Raw genomic sequence first — 20,562 nt, forward strand, 5'->3', positions numbered from 1 at the left:
GCCCGGTAAGCGGTAGCGCCACCGGGCTTAACTTTTAGCGCTTCAGGTCAGACTTAAAATCACGCTGCTCGTAGCCGGTATACAGCTGACGAGGACGGGCGATTTTCATGCCTTCGCTGTGCATTTCGTTCCAGTGCGCAATCCAGCCCACGGTACGCGCCATGGCGAAGATCACGGTGAACATGGAAGACGGAATGCCCATCGCTTTCAGAATAATGCCAGAGTAGAAATCGACGTTCGGGTAGAGTTTCTTCTCGATGAAGTACGGGTCGTTCAGCGCGATGTGTTCCAGCTCCATCGCCACTTCCAGCAGATCATCTTTGGTGCCCAGCTCTTTCAGCACTTCGTGGCAGGTCTCACGCATGACGGTCGCGCGAGGGTCGTAGTTTTTGTAAACACGATGACCGAAGCCCATCAGACGGAAGGAGTCATTCTTGTCTTTCGCGCGGCGCACGAACTCAGGAATATGCTCAACGGAGCTGATCTCTTCCAGCATCTTCAGCGCTGCTTCGTTCGCGCCGCCGTGCGCCGGTCCCCACAGGGAGGCGATACCCGCAGCGATACAGGCGAACGGGTTCGCGCCGGAAGAGCCTGCGGTACGGACGGTAGAGGTCGAGGCGTTCTGTTCGTGGTCAGCGTGCAGGATCAGAATACGGTCCATCGCGCGCTCCAGCACCGGGTTCACTTCATACTCTTCGCATGGCGTGGAGAACATCATGCGCAGGAAGTTACCCGCGTAGGAGAGGTCGTTGCGTGGATACACAAACGGCTGACCGATAGAGTATTTGTAACACATCGCCGCCATGGTAGGCATTTTGGAGAGCAGACGGAACGCCGCGATATCACGGTGACGTGGGTTATTCACGTCCAGAGAATCGTGGTAGAACGCCGCCAGCGCACCGGTAATACCGCACATAACCGCCATCGGATGAGAGTCACGACGGAACGCATGGAACAGACGGGTAATCTGCTCATGGATCATGGTGTGACGGGTCACGGTGGTTTTAAATTCATCGTATTGAGCCTGCGTCGGTTTTTCGCCGTTCAGCAGGATGTAGCACACTTCCAGATAGTTGGATTCGGTGGCTAACTGATCGATGGGGAAGCCGCGATGGAGCAGGATACCTTCGTCACCGTCAATGTAGGTGATTTTGGATTCGCAAGATGCGGTGGAGGTGAATCCAGGGTCAAAGGTGAATACCCCTTTGGAACCCAGCGTACGGATATCAATAACATCCTGACCGAGCGTGCCTTTTAGCACATCCAGTTCAATAGCATCATCACCATTTAGGGTGAGTTTTGCCTTTGTATCAGCCATTTACGGTCTCCTTAGCGCCTTATGCTTAAGACTGCGCTTTACCGGATTTGCTTTCAGCTGTTAATCATCGTTACCAGATTGTTATTTGGCTTACCGCTCAGCTCACGAGGAGAAACCAGGGTACAGAGCTATGGCGCCTTGCAGGTAAACGAATGAAATATCAGTGAAACAACAGCAAATCAGCGTTTTTGCAGTCCGAATTATTCAAACCTGTATATCACTAATAACTGTCCTGATAACTTCGGTCAATACCATCACACTGTTACATAACTATTTGTCAGGTGAAAGAGAGACCTCATAACTTTTGCGCATTATATGCCTTTTCTGATGACGTTTGTAACAATATTGTTTAACATTTGTCAAATCAGATGATTAAAATTTAAAAAGATGTTGTTATCGTGACCCCGATCACTGTTCCAGAGAAAACCCAACAAACTGTATGTAGGTTAATTGTAATGATTTTGTGAACGGCCTATACTGCCGCCAGGTCTCCGGAACACCCTGCAATCCCGAGCCACCCAGCGTTGTTACGTGTCGTTTTAGCATTTGGAAGCAATGTTTTGCATGACGCGCAGTTATAGAAAAGGAACGCTGTCTGACCCGCATCGCAGTCCGGAGGAAGGAAACAATAAGAACAGCATGTGGGCGTTATTCATGATAAGAAATGTGAAAAAACAAAGACCTGTCAATCTGGATCTCAAAACGATCCGATTCCCTGTAACAGCAATAGCGTCCATTCTGCACCGTGTTTCTGGTGTGATTACGTTTGTGGCGGTCGGTATCTTGCTGTGGTTACTGGGAACCAGCCTCTCATCCCCTGAAGGATTCCTCCAGGCCTCAGCCATCATGAACAGCTTCTTCGTGAAATTTATCATGTGGGGCATTCTGACCGCGCTGGCCTATCACGTGGTTGGTGGCGTTCGCCATATGCTGATGGACTTTGGCTACCTGGAAGAGACGTTCGAGGCCGGTAAACGTACCGCTAACATTTCATTTGTGATCACTGTCGTGCTTTCACTTCTCGCAGGAGTTCTCGTATGGTAAGCAACGCCTCCGCATTAGGACGCAACGGCGTACATGACTTCATCCTGGTCCGTGCTACCGCCATCGTTCTCACCCTTTACATCATCTATATGATCGGTTTCTTCGCGACCAGCGGGACGCTGACGTGGGAAATCTGGAGTGGTTTCTTCGGATCGGCCTTCACCAAAGTGTTCACCCTGCTGGCCCTGTTCTCCATCCTTATTCATGCCTGGATTGGCATGTGGCAGGTGTTGACCGATTACGTTAAACCGCTGGCGATTCGCCTTCCGCTGCAACTGATTATTGTTGTTGCTCTGCTGGTTTACGTCATTTATGGATTTGTTGTGGTGTGGGGTGTGTAATGAAACTGCCAGTCAGAGAATTTGATGCTGTTGTGATTGGTGCGGGTGGCGCAGGTATGCGCGCCGCACTGCAAATTTCCCAGAGCGGCCAGACCTGTGCGCTGCTCTCTAAAGTATTCCCGACCCGTTCCCACACAGTGTCTGCGCAGGGCGGTATCACCGTTGCGCTGGGTAATTCCCATGAAGATAACTGGGAATGGCACATGTACGATACGGTAAAAGGTTCCGATTACATCGGTGACCAGGATGCCATCGAATATATGTGTAAAACCGGCCCGGAAGCGATTCTGGAGCTGGACCACATGGGTCTGCCGTTCTCCCGTCTGGAAAATGGCACCATCTATCAGCGTCCGTTTGGCGGCCAGTCGAAAAACTTCGGCGGCGAGCAGGCGGCACGTACCGCAGCGGCGGCTGACCGTACCGGCCACGCGCTGCTGCACACGTTATATCAGCAGAACCTGAAAAACCACACCACCATCTTCTCCGAGTGGTATGCGCTGGATCTGGTGAAAAACGCCGATGGCGCCGTGGTGGGTTGTACCGCCCTGTGCATCGAAACTGGTGAAGTGGTCTACTTCAAAGCCCGCGCTACGGTGCTGGCGACCGGCGGTGCAGGCCGTATTTACCAGTCCACCACCAACGCCCACATCAACACCGGTGACGGTGTCGGTATGGCTATCCGCGCAGGCGTGCCGGTGCAGGACATGGAGATGTGGCAGTTCCACCCAACCGGTATCGCCGGGGCGGGCGTACTGGTGACAGAAGGCTGCCGTGGTGAAGGTGGCTACCTGCTGAACAAACATGGCGAGCGCTTCATGGAGCGTTATGCGCCAAACGCGAAAGACCTGGCGGGCCGTGACGTGGTGGCGCGTTCCATCATGATCGAAATTCGTGAAGGCCGCGGCTGTGACGGCCCTTGGGGTCCACACGCGAAGCTGAAACTCGACCATCTGGGTAAAGAAGTGCTGGAATCCCGTCTGCCGGGCATTCTGGAGCTGTCCCGCACCTTCGCGCACGTCGACCCGGTGAAAGAGCCAATTCCGGTTATCCCAACCTGTCACTACATGATGGGCGGTATTCCGACCAAAGTGACCGGTCAGGCGCTGACCGTGAACGAGCAGGGCGAAGACGTGGTCATCCCTGGCCTGTTCGCGGTGGGCGAAATCGCCTGCGTATCCGTGCACGGCGCAAACCGTCTGGGCGGCAACTCCCTGCTGGACCTGGTGGTATTTGGTCGTGCGGTGGGGCTGCATCTCCAGGAATCTATTGCCGAGCAGGGCGCGCTGCGTGATGCGACCGACGACGAAATCGATGCCTCTCTTGAGCGCCTCAACCGCTGGAACGGCAACCGTAACGGCGAAGATCCGGTGGAAATTCGTAAAGCGCTGCAAGAGTGTATGCAGCACAACTTCTCGGTATTCCGTGAAGGTGACGCGATGGCCAAAGGGCTTGAGCAGCTGAAAGCGATTCGCGAGCGTCTGAAGAATGCCCGTCTGGACGATACCTCCAGCGAGTTCAACACCCAGCGCGTTGAGTGCCTTGAGCTGGATAACCTGATGGAAACCGCGTTCGCGACCGCGATGTCGGCAAACTTCCGTACCGAAAGCCGTGGCGCCCATAGCCGCTTCGATTTCCCGGATCGTGATGACGAAAACTGGCTGTGCCATTCCCTGTATCTGCCAGAGTCGGAAACCATGACGCGTCGTAGCGTTAATATGGAACCGAAACTGCGTCCGGCGTTCCCGCCGAAGATTCGTACTTACTAATGCGGAGACAGGATAATGAAACTCGAATTCTCAGTTTATCGTTATAACCCGGATGTAGACGATGCTCCGCGTATGCAGGATTACACCCTCGAAGCGGAAGAAGGTCGCGACATGATGCTGCTGGATGCCTTAATCCAGCTGAAAGAGAAAGATCCTACGCTGTCGTTCCGTCGCTCCTGCCGTGAAGGGGTGTGTGGTTCTGACGGTGTGAACATGAACGGCAAAAATGGCCTGGCCTGCATCACGCCAATTTCAGCGCTAAACCGCCCTGGCCAGAAAATTGTTATCCGTCCTCTGCCTGGCCTGCCGGTCGTGCGTGATTTGGTGGTGGACATGGGGCAATTCTATGCACAATATGAGAAGATTAAGCCTTACTTATTGAATAATGGGCAAAATCCACCCGCTCGCGAGCACTTACAGTCTCCTGAGCAGCGTGAAAAACTCGATGGGTTGTACGAGTGTATTCTCTGTGCATGCTGTTCAACGTCATGCCCGTCGTTCTGGTGGAATCCGGATAAATTTATCGGCCCTGCGGGTCTGCTGGCTGCCTATCGCTTCCTGATCGACAGCCGCGATACCGAAACCGAGAATCGTCTGGAAGGGCTAAGTGACGCTTTCAGCGTATTCCGCTGCCATAGCATCATGAACTGCGTCAGTGTGTGTCCTAAGGGGCTGAACCCAACGCGCGCCATCGGTCATATTAAGTCGATGTTGTTGCAGCGCAGTGCGTAAGTAGTGAGAGGGGAGCGCTGTTCCCCTCACCCTAACCCTCTCCCAAAGGGAGAGGGGACAGATTGCAGAAACCTTTAAAAACTGCCCTGAAGTTTAGACAGTTTCTAAAGGTTCCTTCGCGGGCCAAATGAAAAGAGCTCGCAGGTGAACCCCGGCACGTACACGTGGTGTGCGTGGTAGTTTCTACGGCGAAAGTAAGCATAAAAATGCTTAAGGGATCACGATGCAGAACGGCGCAATGAAAGCCTGGCTGGACTCTTCTTACCTCTCTGGTTCAAACCAGAGCTGGATAGAACAGCTCTATGAAGACTTCTTAACCGATCCTGACTCAGTGGACGCAAACTGGCGTTCCATGTTCCAGCAGTTGCCTGGTACAGGGGTCAAACCGGATCAATTCCATTCAAAAACACGTGATTATTTCCGTCGTCTGGCGAAGGATGCCTCACGTTACTCTTCTGCGATTTCCGACCCTGACACCAATGCGAAGCAGGTAAAAGTCCTGCAACTTATCAACGCTTATCGCTTCCGTGGTCACCAGCATGCGAATCTCGATCCGCTGGGACTGTGGCAGCAGGAACGTGTAGCGGATCTCGATCCGGCTTATCACGATCTGACCGAGGCCGATTTCCAGGAAAGCTTTAACGTAGGTTCTTTTGCCATCGGCAAAGACACGATGAAGCTGGGCGATCTGATTGACGCGCTCAAGCAAACCTACTGCGGCTCCATCGGCGCGGAATATATGCACATTACCTCCACCGAAGAGAAACGCTGGATCCAGCAGCGTATCGAATCCGTGGCAGGCCACGCGAATTTCTCAGCAGAAGAGAAAAAACGTTTCCTCAGCGAACTGACCGCAGCGGAAGGCCTTGAGCGCTATCTGGGCGCGAAATTCCCTGGCGCAAAACGCTTCTCACTGGAGGGCGGCGATGCGTTAGTCCCGATGCTGAAAGAGCTGATTCGTCATGCCGGTAAGAGCGGTACGCGCGAAGTGGTGCTGGGCATGGCGCACCGTGGACGCCTTAACGTGCTGGTTAACGTGCTGGGTAAAAAGCCGCAGGATCTGTTCGACGAATTTGCGGGTAAACATAAAGAGCACCTCGGCACCGGTGACGTGAAGTACCACATGGGCTTCTCGTCTGATATCGAAACCGAGGGCGGTCAGGTTCACCTGGCGCTGGCATTTAACCCGTCGCACCTGGAAATCGTTAGCCCGGTGGTTATCGGTTCCGTGCGTGCGCGTCTGGATCGTCTGGACGAGCCGAGCAGCAATAAAGTGCTGCCAATCACCATTCACGGTGATGCGGCGGTCACGGGGCAGGGCGTGGTTCAGGAAACCCTGAACATGTCGAAAGCGCGTGGTTATGAAGTGGGCGGTACCGTTCGCATCGTAATCAACAACCAGGTGGGCTTCACCACCTCTAACCCGCTGGATGCGCGTTCCACCCCGTACTGCACCGACATCGGTAAAATGGTTCAGGCGCCAATTTTCCACGTTAACGCGGATGACCCTGAAGCCGTTGCTTTCGTTACCCGTCTGGCGCTGGACTTCCGTAACACCTTCAAGCGCGACGTATTCATTGACCTCTTCTGCTACCGCCGTCACGGCCACAACGAAGCGGATGAGCCAAGTGCAACCCAGCCGCTGATGTACCAGAAAATCAAAAAACATCCGACGCCGCGTAAAATCTATGCTGACAAGCTGGAAAGCGAAAAAGTGGCGACGCTGGAAGATGCGACCGAAATGGTCAATCTTTATCGCGACGCGCTGGACGCGGGTGAATGCGTGGTCAAAGAGCTGCGTCCAATGAACATGCACTCCTTTACCTGGTCGCCGTACCTCAACCACGAGTGGGACGAGAGCTACCCGAACAAGGTTGAGATGAAGCGTTTGCAGGAACTGGCTAAACGCATCAGCACCGTGCCGGAAGCGATCGAGATGCAGTCCCGCGTGGCCAAGATCTATGGCGACCGCCAGGCCATGGCGGCGGGTGAGAAGCTGTTCGACTGGGGCGGCGCGGAAACGCTGGCCTATGCGACGCTGGTTGACGAAGGTATTCCGGTTCGTCTGTCCGGTGAAGATGCGGGTCGTGGCACCTTCTTCCACCGTCACGCGGTTGTACACAACCAGTCTAACGGTTCAACGTATACTCCGCTTCAGCACGTGCATAACGGTCAGGGCCAGTTCAAGGTCTGGGACTCCGTGCTGTCAGAAGAAGCGGTTCTGGCCTTCGAATACGGCTATGCCACCGCAGAACCCCGCACCCTGACTATCTGGGAAGCGCAGTTCGGTGACTTCGCCAACGGTGCGCAGGTGGTTATCGACCAGTTCATCTCCTCCGGTGAGCAGAAGTGGGGCCGTATGTGCGGTCTGGTGATGCTGCTGCCGCACGGCTATGAAGGACAAGGGCCGGAGCATTCCTCCGCGCGTCTGGAGCGTTATCTGCAACTCTGCGCCGAGCAGAACATGCAGGTTTGCGTGCCGTCCACTCCGGCTCAGGTTTACCACATGCTGCGTCGTCAGGCGCTGCGCGGTATGCGCCGTCCGCTGGTAGTCATGTCGCCAAAATCCCTGCTGCGCCATCCACTGGCGGTCTCCAGCCTGGAAGAGCTGGCAAACGGCACCTTCCTGCCGGCCATCGGTGAAATTGACGAGCTGGATCCGCAGGCCGTTAAGCGTGTCGTAATGTGTTCTGGTAAGGTTTATTACGACCTGCTGGAACAGCGCCGTAAGAACGATCAGAAAGATGTCGCCATCGTGCGTATCGAGCAGCTTTATCCGTTCCCGCATCAGGCGATGCAGGAAGTGCTGAAACAGTACGCTCACGTTCATGATTTTGTCTGGTGCCAGGAAGAGCCGCTCAACCAGGGCGCATGGTATTGCAGCCAGCATCATTTCCGTGAAGTGATTCCATTTGGGTCTGCCCTGCGTTATGCAGGTCGCCCGGCCTCCGCCTCTCCGGCGGTAGGGTATATGTCCGTTCACCAGAAGCAGCAACAAGATCTGGTCAATGACGCGCTGAACGTCGATTAATTAAAGGATACATAATGAGTAGCGTAGATATTCTTGTTCCCGACCTGCCTGAGTCCGTAGCAGATGCAACCGTCGCCACCTGGCACAAAAAACCAGGCGACGCGGTAACCCGTGACGAAGTGCTGGTAGAAATCGAAACTGACAAAGTGGTACTGGAAGTACCGGCTTCAGCGGATGGCATTCTGGATGCAGTCCTGGAAGATGAAGGTACGACCGTCACTTCTCGCCAGATCCTGGGTCGCCTGCGTGAAGGTAACAGCGCGGGCAAAGAGTCCAGCGCCAAATCTGAAGAAAAAGCGTCTACCCCGGCCCAGCGCCAGCAGGCGTCTCTGTCCGATCAGACCAACGACGCGCTCAGCCCGGCGATCCGTCGCCTGCTGGCTGAGCACAGCCTCGATCCGGCAGCCATCAAAGGCACCGGCGTGGGTGGCCGTCTGACGCGCGAAGACATCGACAAGCATCTGGCAAAAGCGCCTTCTGAGGCGAAAGCGGAAGCGAAAGCCCCTGCGGCAGCACCAGCGGCACAGCCCGCTCTGGGCGCACGTAGCGAAAAACGCGTGCCAATGACCCGCCTGCGTAAGCGCGTGGCCGAGCGTCTGCTGGAAGCGAAAAATTCCACCGCGATGCTGACTACCTTCAACGAAGTCAACATGAAACCAATCATGGACCTGCGCAAGCAGTACGGTGACGCGTTTGAAAAACGTCACGGTATCCGTCTGGGCTTCATGTCCTTCTACGTGAAAGCGGTAGTTGAAGCGCTGAAACGCTACCCGGAAGTGAACGCGTCTATCGATGGCGATGACGTGGTTTACCACAACTACTTCGATGTCAGCATGGCGGTTTCTACTCCACGCGGCCTGGTAACCCCGGTTCTGCGTGACGTAGATACCCTGGGTATGGCTGACATTGAGAAGAAAATCAAAGAGCTGGCCGTGAAAGGCCGCGACGGCAAGCTGACCGTTGAGGACCTGACCGGCGGTAACTTCACCATTACCAACGGCGGTGTGTTCGGCTCGCTGATGTCTACCCCGATCATCAACCCGCCGCAGAGCGCGATCCTGGGTATGCACGCCATTAAAGATCGTCCAATGGCGGTAGACGGTAAAGTGGAGATCCTGCCGATGATGTACCTGGCGCTCTCTTACGATCACCGTCTGATCGATGGCCGCGAATCCGTGGGCTTCCTGGTTGCCATTAAAGAGCTGCTGGAAGATCCAACGCGTCTGCTGCTGGACGTCTAGTTTTTGCAGTCTTGCCCGGCGGCGCGTTGCTTGCCGGGCTTACAAAAGCACTACCTAACGATTACCTGAAGGATGGATAGAACACATGAACTTACATGAATATCAGGCCAAACAGCTGTTTGCCCGGTATGGCTTACCGGCTCCGGTGGGTTATGCCTGTACTACCCCGCGTGAAGCAGAAGAAGCCGCGTCTAAAATCGGTGCCGGCCCGTGGGTAGTTAAATGTCAGGTTCACGCTGGTGGCCGTGGTAAAGCGGGCGGTGTGAAGGTTGTTAAGAGCAAAGAAGAGATCCGTGCGTTTGCTGAACATTGGCTCGGCAAGCGTCTGGTAACCTACCAGACAGATGCGAACGGCCAGCCGGTTAACCAGATCCTGGTTGAAGCGGCGACCGACATCGCGAAAGAACTGTACCTCGGCGCAGTCGTAGACCGTAGCTCCCGTCGCGTGGTGTTCATGGCGTCTACCGAAGGCGGTGTGGAAATCGAAAAAGTGGCGGAAGAGACCCCGCACCTGATCCACAAAGTGGCTATCGATCCGCTGGCGGGCCCAATGCCTTACCAGGGTCGTGAGCTGGCGTTCAAACTGGGTCTGGAAGGCAAGCTGGTTCAGCAGTTCACCAAGATCTTCATGGGTCTGGCGACCATCTTCCTGGAGCGCGATCTGGCGCTGATCGAGATCAACCCGCTGGTGATCACCACCCAGGGCGACCTGATCTGCCTCGACGGCAAGCTGGGCGCTGACGGCAACGCGCTGTTCCGCCAGTCCGATCTGCGCGAAATGCGCGACCAGTCTCAGGAAGATCCGCGTGAAGCGCAGGCTGCACAGTGGGAACTGAACTACGTGGCGCTGGATGGCAACATCGGCTGCATGGTTAACGGTGCGGGCCTGGCAATGGGCACCATGGACATCGTTAAGCTGCACGGCGGTGAGCCAGCGAACTTCCTCGACGTGGGCGGTGGCGCAACCAAAGAGCGCGTAACCGAAGCGTTCAAAATCATTCTCTCTGACAGCAACGTGAAAGCGGTTCTGGTGAACATCTTCGGCGGTATCGTACGTTGCGACCTGATCGCCGACGGTATCATCGGCGCGGTAGAAGAAGTGGGCGTTAACGTTCCGGTTGTTGTACGTCTGGAAGGGAACAACGCTGAACTCGGCGCGAAAAAACTGGCTGACAGCGGCCTGAATATTATTGCAGCGAAAAGTCTGACGGATGCAGCTCAGCAGGTTGTTGCCGCAGTGGAGGGGAAATAATGTCCGTTTTAATTAATAAAGATACCAAGGTTATCTGCCAGGGCTTCACCGGTAGCCAGGGGACTTTCCACTCCGAACAGGCAATTGCCTACGGTACGCAGATGGTAGGCGGCGTAACGCCAGGTAAAGGCGGCACCACCCACCTGGGCCTGCCGGTGTTCAACACCGTGCGTGAAGCCGTAGAAGCGACGGGCGCAACCGCGACCGTGATCTACGTTCCGGCGCCGTTCTGCAAAGACTCCATTCTGGAAGCGATCGACGCAGGCATCAAACTGATCATCACCATCACCGAAGGTATTCCGACGCTGGATATGCTGACCGTGAAGGTGAAGCTGGATGAAGCAGGCGTGCGCATGATCGGCCCGAACTGCCCAGGCGTTATCACCCCGGGCGAATGCAAAATCGGCATCATGCCGGGCCACATTCATCGCCCAGGCAAAGTGGGCATTGTGTCCCGTTCCGGTACCCTGACCTATGAAGCGGTTAAGCAGACCACCGACTACGGTTTCGGCCAGTCCACCTGCGTGGGCATCGGCGGTGACCCGATCCCGGGCTCTAACTTCATCGACATCCTGAAGCTGTTCCAGGAAGATCCACAGACCGAAGCGATCGTGATGATCGGTGAGATCGGTGGTAGCGCGGAAGAAGAAGCGGCTGCTTACATCAAAGATCATGTGACCAAGCCGGTGGTGGGTTACATCGCGGGTGTGACCGCGCCGAAAGGCAAACGTATGGGTCACGCGGGCGCGATTATCGCAGGCGGTAAAGGTACGGCTGATGAGAAATTCGCAGCACTGGAAGCCGCAGGCGTGAAAACCGTTCGCAGCCTGGCGGATATCGGTGAAGCACTGAAATCCATCATTAAGTAAGTCCTCTCTGCTCCCCGTATGGGGCGCGTTGAAGTATAAAAAAATGTCCGTTTCGACATGGTTGGCCGCTGTAAAGCGGCCTTTTTTTATTGTCTGCGTTTAGCCACCAGAGTGAATTTATAGTCGTCGGAGTTAAACACGTTGCGACTGTATTCAAATATCCGGCCGTCTTTCAGAAAGCCACGGGAGACTTTTTCCAGAATCGGTTTTGCCGGATCGAGCGCCAGGGCGGCAATCGCCTCGTCCGATGGCATGACTGGCACCAGCTCCTGCTCGCTGCGATCGATAACCATCTTTTTGATCTGCTCAATGTAATGGTATTTCGACTGTTCCATCACTTCCCAGGTGAGGTCGGGGAACATCGCCAGCGGCATCCATGTCTCTTCCAGATTCACCGGCTTTTCCCTGATGAAGCGTACGCGCTTGACGTGCCAGACCTTATCATTTGGATTGAGCGCCAGTTTTGCCGCGAGCCGCTCATCGGCTTTCACCACTTCGAAGACGCTGACGTCGCTGTGCGTATCGACGTTGCGATCCGCCAGTTTTTCGTAAAAGCCGGTGAGCTGGTAAATATCGTAATTCACCCGCTCCTCTTTTACATACGAGCCGCTGCCCTGAATACTTTCGATGATCTGCTCGTCGGCGAGCAGCTTCAACGCCTGCCGCACGGTGACACGGCTGACGCTAAACGCCTCCTGAAGGCTGGATTCTGTCGGCAGCGCGTCGCCAGGTTTTAACTCACCGGCATTAATTTTCTCGCGGAACGCATCGGCGATCTGCCGGTACATCGGTTTATTGCCCATTGGGTCACGCCTATTTAATACCTTTTCAGGGAATTATGCCTTCAGTGTCTGATTTGTAAATAATACAAATAAGATACAAATTTCGATGTTAGTGAAAATGATCACATAAATGTCTTATTGGCTCTGCCACAATCCTCCCCAGACAAAAACTTTGGATAGGTGAGGATCTTTATGAACCTGACGACTCTGACCGACCCCCGTGCTGTCTGCGTGCAGGCGCAGTTTAACAGCCGTGATGAGGCAATCCGTCAGCTTGCGACGCGGCTGGTAGCGTTGGGCAAAATAGCCGACGCCGATACGTTTCTGGCAGAGGTTTTCCATCGGGAATCGCTTGGCCCGACGGCGCTGGGCGAGGGGCTGGCCGTACCTCATGGTAAATCAGCGGCGGTAAAGGAAGCGGCTTTTGCCGTGGCCACACTGCGCGAGCCGCTGGCCTGGGAAGGCGTGGACGGACCGGAGGAGGTCGAGCTGATTTTTCTGCTCGCCATTCCTCCCGCACAAGCGGGGTCAACGCATATTCAGGTCCTGACGGAACTGACGTCTCGCCTGGCGGATGACGATCTCAGGGCGCGCGTGATGACGGCGACCAGCGCGGAAGCGGTGCTTGCTGCGCTGGAAACGGCGCCTGAGGCGCAAGAAACCGCCGTCGCAGAGAATGCCCCGACGATCGTCTGCGTTACCGCCTGTCCGGCCGGGATCGCCCATACCTACATGGCAGCGGAATATCTCGAAAAAGCGGGACGTAAGCTCGGCGTCAATGTAGTGGTCGAAAAGCAGGGGGCAAACGGTATTGAGTGGCGCATCACCGCGCAGCAGTTGCAGGAGGCAAAAGCGTGTATCTTCGCGGCGGAAGTGGCGATTAAAGAGCGCGAGCGTTTTCAGGGGATCCCTGCCATTTCCGTGCCCGTCGCGGAACCCTTGCGCCATGCGGAAGCGCTCATTGAGCGTGCGCTGGCGCTACAGCCTGTATCCGATGCGCGTCCTGCGCACGTCGACACGGACGCGAAAAAGTGCGTTAAAACCGAACTCAAGCAGGCGCTCCTCAGCGGTATCTCCTTTGCGGTGCCGCTGATTGTCGCTGGCGGCACGGTGCTGGCCGTGTCGGTACTGCTGGCGCAAATCCTGGGCTTGCAGCATCTGTTCGATCAGGAAAATTCGTGGCTGTGGATGTACCGCAAACTGGGCGGCGGGATGCTCGGTATTCTGATGGTGCCTGTTCTGGCGGCCTACACCGCTTACTCGCTGGCGGATAAACCTGCGCTAACGCCAGGCTTTGCGGCGGGTCTTGCCGCCAATATGATCGGCTCCGGCTTTCTGGGGGCCATCGTCGGCGGGCTGATTGCGGGCTACCTGATGCGCTGGGTGAAAAACCACATCCGGCTGAGTAGCCGCTACAACGGCTTTCTGACCTTTTATCTTTATCCGGTGATTGGCGTGCTGGGCGCAGGCAGCCTGATGCTGTTTGTGATCGGCGAACCGGTGGCCTGGATCAATAACGCCCTCACCGCCTGGCTTAACGGTCTGTCCGGCGCGAACGCGCTGCTGCTGGGGGCGATCCTGGGCTTTATGTGCTCGTTCGATCTGGGCGGTCCGGTCAACAAAGCCTCTTACGCGTTCTGTCTGGGGGCGATGGCCAATGGCGTATACGGGCCTTATGCGATTTTTGCCTCCGTCAAAATGGTATCGGCCTTTACCGTGACGGCATCAACGATGCTGGCTCCGAACCTGTTCAAACAGTTCGAAATTGAAACCGGCAAGTCCACCTGGCTGCTGGGGCTGGCGGGCATCACCGAAGGAGCAATTCCGATGGCTATCGAGGATCCGTTGCGGGTCATCGGCTCATTTGTTCTGGGGTCAATGGCGACCGGAGCGATTGTCGGGGCGATTGGGATTGGGCTATCCACCCCGGGCGCGGGCATTTTCTCTCTCTTCTTACTGCATGATGCCGGGCTGGGCGGCGTGCTGGCCGCTGCCGGCTGGTTTGGCGCCGCGCTGATTGGCGCCGCAATCTCTACGCTCATTTTACTCCTCTGGCGACGCCAGGCCGTGAAGAGCGGCACCTACGTGACTGAAGACATAACATCCTAAACACGCACTGACAGGAAACGAAGATGAAAGCTGTATCTCGCGTTCATATCACGCCACATATGCACTGGGACCGGGAGTGGTACTTCACCACCGAAGCGTCACGTATTCTTTTGGTCAATAATATGGAAGAGATCCTTACCCGTCTTGAGCAGGACGCAGAATATAAATACTACGTTCTCGACGGCCAGACGGCGGTGCTGGAAGATTATTTTGCCGTGAAACCGGAAAACAGGCCACGCGTGAAGGCGCTGGTGGCGGCCGGGAAGCTGATTATCGGGCCGTGGTATACCCAGACGGACACCACCCTTGTCTCCGGCGAGTCGATTGTCCGAAATCTGATGTACGGCATTCGCGACTGTCTGGCCTTTGGCGAGCCGATGAAAATTGGCTATCTGCCGGACTCCTTCGGCATGTCTTCCCAGCTGCCACACATTTACAACGGTTTTGGCATCACGCGCACCATGTTCTGGCGCGGGTGTTCCGAGCGGCATGGTACCGATAAAACCGAATTTCTCTGGCAAAGTCAGGACGGCAGTGAAGTGACGGCACAGGTGTTACCGCTGGGCTACGCGATTGGTAAGTACTTACCGGAGGATGAGGCCGGGCTGCGCAAACGGCTCGACACGTACTTCGAGGTGCTGGAAAAAGCCTCCGTGACGAAAGAAATTTTGCTGCCTAACGGCCATGATCAGATGCCGCTCCAGCAGAACATCTTTGCGGTGATGGATAAGCTGCGCGAAATCTATCCGCAGCGTCAGTTTGTGATGAGCCGCTTCGAGGAGGTGTTTGACCACATTGACGCGCACCGCGATGAACTGGCGACGCTGAAAGGGGAGTTTATTGACGGTAAATATATGCGGGTGCACCGGACAATAGGCTCCACGCGAATGGACATCAAAATCGCCCACGCCCGGATAGAGAATAAAATCGTCAATGTCCTTGAGCCGCTGGCCACGCTTGCCTGGACGCTGGGCTTTGAGTATCACCACGGCTTGCTGGAAAAAATGTGGAAAGAGATCCTCAAGAATCACGCCCATGACAGTATCGGCTGCTGCTGTAGTGACAAAGTGCATCGTGAGGTGATGTCACGCTTCGAGCTGGCGGAAGACATGGCCGATAACCTGACATGCTTCTATATGCGCAAGATTGTCGACAACATGCCGCAGTGCGAGGAAGACAAACTGGTGATGTTTAACCTCACGCCCTGGCCGCGTGAGGAAGTGATTAACACTACGATACGTCTGCGCGCCAGCCAGTTCCGCCTGCTGGACGATAGGGGGAATGAAATCCCTTACTGCCTGCGCAGCGCGCGTGAAATCGACCCCGGCTTAATAGACCGGCAGATTGTGCATTACGGCAACTACGATCCCTTTATGGAGTTTGATATCCAGCTCAACCAGATCCTGCCATCAATGGGTTACCGCACGCTCTATATCGAGCCGCACGTGGCTGGCAAGCTGCTGGCGCCAGAAACAACGTCGGAGGCATTACTGGAAAATGCTTTCTGGGAAATAACGTTAAACGACGACGGCACCCTGCGTCTGCTCGATAAAGCGTCCGGGCTTATCTATGACCGCGCGCTGGAAATAGAAGAGAGCTCGGATGATGGCGATGAGTACGACTACTCGCCTTCACGGGAAGAGTGGAGACTCACTTCCGCGCAGGGCGAGCATGAGGTTAAGGTGATCCACGAGGCCTGGCAGAGCAGGGCGGTGATCCGCCACCGCATGGCGGTGCCGGCGGATCTCGCTGAACGTTCTGCGCGTCAGCAGACGGGAACGCTTGAGGCAGAGCTCACGGTCACGCTCAGCCATAACAGCCGACGTATCGACATTGAGGCGCGTCTCGGAAATCACGCGGATGACCACCGTGTTCGGGTGTTGATCCCGACGCCCTTCACCGCAGACACGGTGTTAGCTGATACCCAGTTCGGTTCGCTGACGCGACCTGTACAGGATGAAGCGATGGCGAACTGGCAGGAGGAGGGCTGGAAGGAAGCGCCGCTGCCGGTGTGGAATCTGCTTAACTACGCGGTGCTCCAGGAACGGCGTAACGGGATGGCGCTGTTTACCGAAGGGTTACGCGAATTTGAAGTGACTGGCGAGCGTCAAAAAACGTTTGCCCTGACGTTGCTTCGCGGCGTGGGGGTACTTGGGAAGGAAGATTTACTGCTGCGCCCCGGCAGACCGTCCGGGATCAAAATGCCGGTGCCTGATTCGCAGATGCGGGGCCAGTTAACCTGTCGCTTTAGCCTGTTCAGTTTTAATGGTACGCCCGTCAGTGCTGGTGTTGCGCAGCAGGCGAAGTCGTGGTTAACGCCAGTGCACTGTTATAACAAAATTCCGTGGGATGCGATGAAGCTTAACCGCGCCTCTTTCACCACCCCCTGTAGCTATAGTCTGCTAACGCTGGCGCCTAACGGATGCGTACTCAGTGCGCTGAAAAAAGCGGAGGATCGTGACGAGATGATTCTTCGTCTGTACAACCCTTCGGAGACCCGCTCCTGTGACGTGGCTTTGTCTGTGAACCGTGAGGTCCAGGCCTGCTGCGAAACGGACATGAATGAGGTGTACAAGGCGCACGGGGAAGAGGGCTCAGCCATTACGGGTTCTTTCCGGCCAGGCCAGTCACGTACCTTCAGCATAAAAATTGAAAGGTAATCCTCAAAATAAAATAAAGGCCGCATTCCTGCGGCCTTTATTTCATCAAATAGTCACGAAAGGGTGTTAATTTTAAGATTATTAAAAGTGAATAAAATGTAATCGTTTCGGCAGGTAGCAAAGCGAAAGAAAAATACTGTGAAGCAGATAACATTATATGTTTATCTTCCGGCAAAATGCGTTTTTTCACGCGCGTTAATAAAAATCACAACTGTTTATATTATCCTCTGGCTTTTATAACCATCAACGCCTTTAAATGTACATATCATTAACAAGGTTTTTACTATCCGCACCACAAAGAAACATCATTAACAGCTCTGGCCGTTTTTGATTTAAATCAATGTTTAATCCTTGGAAAAAGGCTCCAAAAGGCGTTAAATTGTTCCCGATCAAAATGGCCGAAAAGTGGTAATTTTGCTATAAATTGATCGCCGTCGAAAAACGTAAATCTGTTCGAATAAAAACCTGTTTATTGTAAGGGTTTTGCAGCGTATTATATTTACGGGATCAATTTGGTTTTTTCTTAACGTATTTGTAACCTTTCATCATTGCTTTTTCCTCTTGTAGAGAATAAGCAACGAAGAAGGGAAGCAGATAACTTTGTATTGGGGCATGCGTGTGGATCCTTATCTAACGGGGTTCACTCTCGGAGTCTTCATGCGATGAGCAAGGAGTCATAATGTTAGACGTAGTCGAACTGTCGCGCTTACAGTTTGCCTTGACCGCGATGTACCACTTCCTGTTTGTGCCGCTGACGCTCGGTATGGCGTTCCTGCTGGCCATCATGGAAACGGTTTACGTCCTCTCCGGCAAACAGATTTATAAAGATATGACCAAGTTCTGGGGCAAGTTGTTTGGTATCAACTTTGCGCTGGGCGTGGCAACCGGTCTGACCATGGAGTTCCAGTTCGGGACAAACTGGTCTTACTATTCCCACTATGTGGGGGATATTTTCGGTGCGCCGCTGGCCATTGAAGGTCTGATGGCCTTCTTCCTCGAATCCACCTTTGTAGGTCTGTTCTTCTTCGGTTGGGACCGTCTGGGTAAAGTCCAGCATATGGCGGTAACCTGGCTGGTGGCATTAGGCTCCAACTTGTCCGCACTGTGGATCCTGGTGGCGAACGGCTGGATGCAAAACCCAATCGCATCTGATTTCAACTTCGAAACCATGCGTATGGAGATGGTCAGCTTCGCTGAGCTGGTCCTGAACCCGGTTGCCCAGGTTAAATTCGTTCACACCGTGGCGTCTGGCTATGTGTGCGGCGCGATGTTCGTGCTGGGCATCAGCTCCTACTATATGCTGCGCGGCCGTGACTTCGCGTTCGCCAAGCGTTCTTTTGCTATTGCAGCAAGCTTCGGTATGGCCGCGATTCTGTCCGTTATTGTTCTGGGTGATGAATCCGGTTACGAAATGGGCGACGTGCAGAAAACCAAACTCGCCGCAATTGAAGCTGAATGGGAAACCCAGCCGGCACCGGCAGCGTTTACCCTGTTCGGCGTGCCTGACCAGGAAGCGCAGGAAAACCGCTTCGCCATTCAAATTCCTTACGCTCTGGGTATTATCGCCACGCGCTCCGTCGACAAACAGGTGACTGGCCTGAAAGATCTGATGGTGCAGCATGAAGAGCGTATCCGTAACGGGATGAAAGCTTACTCGCTGCTGGAACAGCTGCGCGCCGGCTCTACCGACCAGGCCGTTCGCGATCAATTTAACGACGTGAAGAAAGACCTCGGTTACGGTCTGCTGCTGAAACGCTATACCCCGAACGTCTCTGACGCGACGGAAGCGCAGATTCAGATGGCAACCAAAGACTCTATTCCACGCGTTGCGCCGCTGTACTTCGCGTTCCGCATCATGGTGGGTTGCGGCATTATCATGCTGCTGATCATCGCGGCCTCGTTCTGGTCAGTCATTCGTAACCGTATCGGTGAGAAAAAATGGCTGCTGCGCACCGCGCTTTACGGTATCCCACTGCCATGGATTGCTATCGAGTCCGGCTGGTTTGTTGCGGAATATGGCCGTCAGCCGTGGGCGATCGGTGAGGTGCTGCCAACAGCGGTAGCGAACTCCTCCCTGACCGCAGGCGACCTGATCTTCTCCATGCTGCTCATTTGCGGTCTGTACACCCTGTTCCTGGTGGCTGAACTGTTCCTGATGTTCAAGTTCGCGCGCCTTGGCCCAAGCAGCCTGAAAACCGGTCGCTATCACTACGAGCAGTCTGTTGCGACTACTCAGCCGGCACGCTAAGACAGGAGTCATCAAATGATCGATTATGAAGTATTGCGTTTTATCTGGTGGCTGCTGATCGGTGTTCTGCTGATTGGTTTCGCGGTCACCGATGGTTTCGACATGGGCGTGGGCATGCTCACCCGTTTCCTCGGTCGTAATGACACCGAGCGTCGAATCATGATCAACTCCATCGCCCCGCACTGGGACGGTAACCAGGTGTGGCTGATCACCGCAGGCGGCGCGCTGTTCGCTGCCTGGCCGATGGTCTACGCGGCTGCGTTCTCCGGCTTCTATGTGGCGATGATTCTGGTGCTGGCCTCTTTATTCTTCCGTCCGGTGGGTTTCGACTACCGTTCCAAGATTGAAGACACCCGCTGGCGTAACATGTGGGACTGGGGCATCTTCATCGGTAGCTTCGTTCCACCGCTGGTCATTGGTGTGGCGTTCGGTAACCTGTTGCAGGGCGTACCGTTCCACGTCGACGAATATATGCGTCTGTTCTACACCGGTAACTTCTTCCAGTTGCTGAATCCGTTTGGTCTGCTGGCGGGCGTGGTGAGCGTGGCGATGATCATCACCCAGGGCGCAACCTATCTCCAGATGCGTACCGTAGGTGAACTGCACCTGCGTTCCCGCGCTACCGCTCAGGTGGCGGCGCTGGTGACGCTGGTCTGCTTCGCGCTGGCTGGCGTGTGGGTGGTGTACGGTATTGATGGTTACGTGGTGACCTCCGCGATCAACCATACTGCACCGTCTAACCCGCTGACCAAAGAAGTGGCGCGTCAGGCCGGTGCATGGCTGGTGAACTTCAACAATACTCCTGCGCTGTGGGCTATCCCGGCTCTGGGTGTGCTGCTGCCGCTGCTGACCGTGCTGACGTCTCGTCTGGAGAAAGGCGCTCTGGCGTTCGTATTCTCTTCACTGACGCTGGCGTGCATCATCCTGACGGCGGGGATTGCGATGTTCCCGTTCGTGATGCCATCCAGCACCATGATGAATGCCAGCCTGACCATGTGGGATGCAACGTCCAGTCAGTTGACGCTGAACTTAATGACCTATGTTGCTTGCGTGTTCGTACCGATTATCCTGCTCTACACCACCTGGTGTTACTGGAAAATGTTCGGTCGCATCACTAAAGAACATATCGAAAGCAACACCCACTCTATGTACTAAGTAAGGAGCTGAAT

At 54.9% G+C, this 20,562-nt stretch carries 14 protein-coding genes; 12 read left to right on the forward strand and 2 right to left on the reverse strand.

Annotated features, from left to right (window positions below):
- Positions 1 to 34: 34 nt before the first annotated feature.
- Positions 35 to 1,318, reverse strand: a complete 1,284-nt coding sequence (locus RY075_RS06845; protein WP_003858624.1) for a citrate synthase — start codon at positions 1,316 to 1,318, stop codon at positions 35 to 37.
- A 639-nt stretch (positions 1,319 to 1,957) separates the two neighbouring features.
- Between RY075_RS06845 and sdhC the strand changes: the two genes are divergently transcribed.
- From sdhC to sucD, 8 genes are all read left to right on the forward strand, one after another.
- Positions 1,958 to 2,362, forward strand: coding sequence for a succinate dehydrogenase cytochrome b556 subunit (gene sdhC / locus RY075_RS06850; RefSeq protein ID WP_026080740.1), 405 nt, complete (start codon positions 1,958 to 1,960; stop codon positions 2,360 to 2,362).
- Positions 2,356 to 2,703: a succinate dehydrogenase membrane anchor subunit gene (gene sdhD / locus RY075_RS06855; RefSeq protein ID WP_003858621.1), complete on the forward strand. Its 348-nt coding sequence runs from the start codon at positions 2,356 to 2,358 to the stop codon at positions 2,701 to 2,703. Before sdhC ends, sdhD begins: the two co-directional genes overlap by 7 nt.
- Positions 2,703 to 4,469, forward strand: coding sequence for a succinate dehydrogenase flavoprotein subunit (sdhA, locus tag RY075_RS06860; RefSeq protein ID WP_003858619.1), 1,767 nt, complete (start codon positions 2,703 to 2,705; stop codon positions 4,467 to 4,469). Before sdhD ends, sdhA begins: the two co-directional genes overlap by 1 nt.
- Positions 4,470 to 4,484: 15 nt before the next feature.
- The gene (gene sdhB / locus RY075_RS06865; protein ID WP_003858617.1) at positions 4,485 to 5,201 is read left to right on the forward strand and encodes a succinate dehydrogenase iron-sulfur subunit SdhB; all 717 of its coding nucleotides are present in this window, start codon (positions 4,485 to 4,487) and stop codon (positions 5,199 to 5,201) included.
- A gap of 223 nt (positions 5,202 to 5,424) precedes the next feature.
- Positions 5,425 to 8,232, forward strand: coding sequence for a 2-oxoglutarate dehydrogenase E1 component (gene sucA, locus RY075_RS06870; RefSeq protein WP_003858615.1), 2,808 nt, complete (start codon positions 5,425 to 5,427; stop codon positions 8,230 to 8,232).
- Between the two features lie 14 nt (positions 8,233 to 8,246).
- Positions 8,247 to 9,473: a 2-oxoglutarate dehydrogenase complex dihydrolipoyllysine-residue succinyltransferase gene (gene odhB / locus RY075_RS06875; RefSeq protein WP_003858613.1), complete on the forward strand. Its 1,227-nt coding sequence runs from the start codon at positions 8,247 to 8,249 to the stop codon at positions 9,471 to 9,473.
- Between the two features lie 85 nt (positions 9,474 to 9,558).
- Positions 9,559 to 10,725 carry an ADP-forming succinate--CoA ligase subunit beta gene (gene sucC, locus RY075_RS06880; RefSeq protein WP_003858611.1) on the forward strand — a complete coding sequence of 389 codons (1,167 nt, stop codon included), beginning with the start codon at positions 9,559 to 9,561 and terminating at the stop codon, positions 10,723 to 10,725.
- Positions 10,725 to 11,594 (forward strand): succinate--CoA ligase subunit alpha, encoded by an 870-nt coding sequence (sucD, locus tag RY075_RS06885; RefSeq protein WP_003858609.1) that lies wholly within the window; start codon positions 10,725 to 10,727, stop codon positions 11,592 to 11,594. Before sucC ends, sucD begins: the two co-directional genes overlap by 1 nt.
- Before the next feature lie 86 nt (positions 11,595 to 11,680).
- Here sucD and RY075_RS06890 read toward each other — a convergent pair whose 3' ends face one another.
- Entirely contained in the window at positions 11,681 to 12,397 is a 717-nt protein-coding gene (locus RY075_RS06890) for a GntR family transcriptional regulator (protein ID WP_032665443.1), read from the reverse strand.
- 171 nt (positions 12,398 to 12,568) lie between these two features.
- On the opposite strand from RY075_RS06890, the gene mngA reads away from it, so the two are divergent.
- From mngA to cydB, 4 genes are all read left to right on the forward strand, one after another.
- Positions 12,569 to 14,485, forward strand: coding sequence for a PTS 2-O-a-mannosyl-D-glycerate transporter subunit IIABC (mngA, locus tag RY075_RS06895; protein ID WP_276191052.1), 1,917 nt, complete (start codon positions 12,569 to 12,571; stop codon positions 14,483 to 14,485).
- Between the two features lie 23 nt (positions 14,486 to 14,508).
- The gene (mngB, locus tag RY075_RS06900) at positions 14,509 to 17,145 is read left to right on the forward strand and encodes a mannosylglycerate hydrolase (RefSeq protein ID WP_045896415.1); all 2,637 of its coding nucleotides are present in this window, start codon (positions 14,509 to 14,511) and stop codon (positions 17,143 to 17,145) included.
- A gap of 679 nt (positions 17,146 to 17,824) precedes the next feature.
- Entirely contained in the window at positions 17,825 to 19,393 is a 1,569-nt protein-coding gene (gene cydA / locus RY075_RS06905) for a cytochrome ubiquinol oxidase subunit I (RefSeq protein ID WP_003858601.1), read from the forward strand.
- A gap of 15 nt (positions 19,394 to 19,408) precedes the next feature.
- Positions 19,409 to 20,548 (forward strand): cytochrome d ubiquinol oxidase subunit II, encoded by a 1,140-nt coding sequence (gene cydB / locus RY075_RS06910; RefSeq protein ID WP_003858599.1) that lies wholly within the window; start codon positions 19,409 to 19,411, stop codon positions 20,546 to 20,548.
- Positions 20,549 to 20,562 lie beyond the last annotated feature (14 nt).

It is taken from the genome of Enterobacter sp. JJBC (genome assembly GCF_036936505.1).
GTDB classification, from domain to species: Bacteria; Pseudomonadota; Gammaproteobacteria; order Enterobacterales; family Enterobacteriaceae; genus Enterobacter; species Enterobacter hormaechei_C.

Excerpts from the sequence above, each read along its gene's own strand:
- sdhD (WP_003858621.1), top strand. The coding sequence starts at position 2,356 with ATGGTAAGCAACGCCTCCGCATTAGGACGCAACGGCGTACATGACTTC.
- sucC (WP_003858611.1), top strand. The coding sequence starts at position 9,559 with ATGAACTTACATGAATATCAGGCCAAACAGCTGTTTGCCCGGTATGGC.
- cydB (WP_003858599.1), top strand. The coding sequence starts at position 19,409 with ATGATCGATTATGAAGTATTGCGTTTTATCTGGTGGCTGCTGATCGGT.
- sdhA (WP_003858619.1), top strand. The coding sequence starts at position 2,703 with ATGAAACTGCCAGTCAGAGAATTTGATGCTGTTGTGATTGGTGCGGGT.
- RY075_RS06845 (WP_003858624.1), bottom strand. The coding sequence starts at position 1,318 with ATGGCTGATACAAAGGCAAAACTCACCCTAAATGGTGATGATGCTATT.
- sdhB (WP_003858617.1), top strand. The coding sequence starts at position 4,485 with ATGAAACTCGAATTCTCAGTTTATCGTTATAACCCGGATGTAGACGAT.
- mngA (WP_276191052.1), top strand. The coding sequence starts at position 12,569 with ATGAACCTGACGACTCTGACCGACCCCCGTGCTGTCTGCGTGCAGGCG.
- cydA (WP_003858601.1), top strand. The coding sequence starts at position 17,825 with ATGTTAGACGTAGTCGAACTGTCGCGCTTACAGTTTGCCTTGACCGCG.
- odhB (WP_003858613.1), top strand. The coding sequence starts at position 8,247 with ATGAGTAGCGTAGATATTCTTGTTCCCGACCTGCCTGAGTCCGTAGCA.
- sucA (WP_003858615.1), top strand. The coding sequence starts at position 5,425 with ATGCAGAACGGCGCAATGAAAGCCTGGCTGGACTCTTCTTACCTCTCT.
- mngB (WP_045896415.1), top strand. The coding sequence starts at position 14,509 with ATGAAAGCTGTATCTCGCGTTCATATCACGCCACATATGCACTGGGAC.
- sucD (WP_003858609.1), top strand. The coding sequence starts at position 10,725 with ATGTCCGTTTTAATTAATAAAGATACCAAGGTTATCTGCCAGGGCTTC.
- RY075_RS06890 (WP_032665443.1), bottom strand. The coding sequence starts at position 12,397 with ATGGGCAATAAACCGATGTACCGGCAGATCGCCGATGCGTTCCGCGAG.
- sdhC (WP_026080740.1), top strand. The coding sequence starts at position 1,958 with ATGTGGGCGTTATTCATGATAAGAAATGTGAAAAAACAAAGACCTGTC.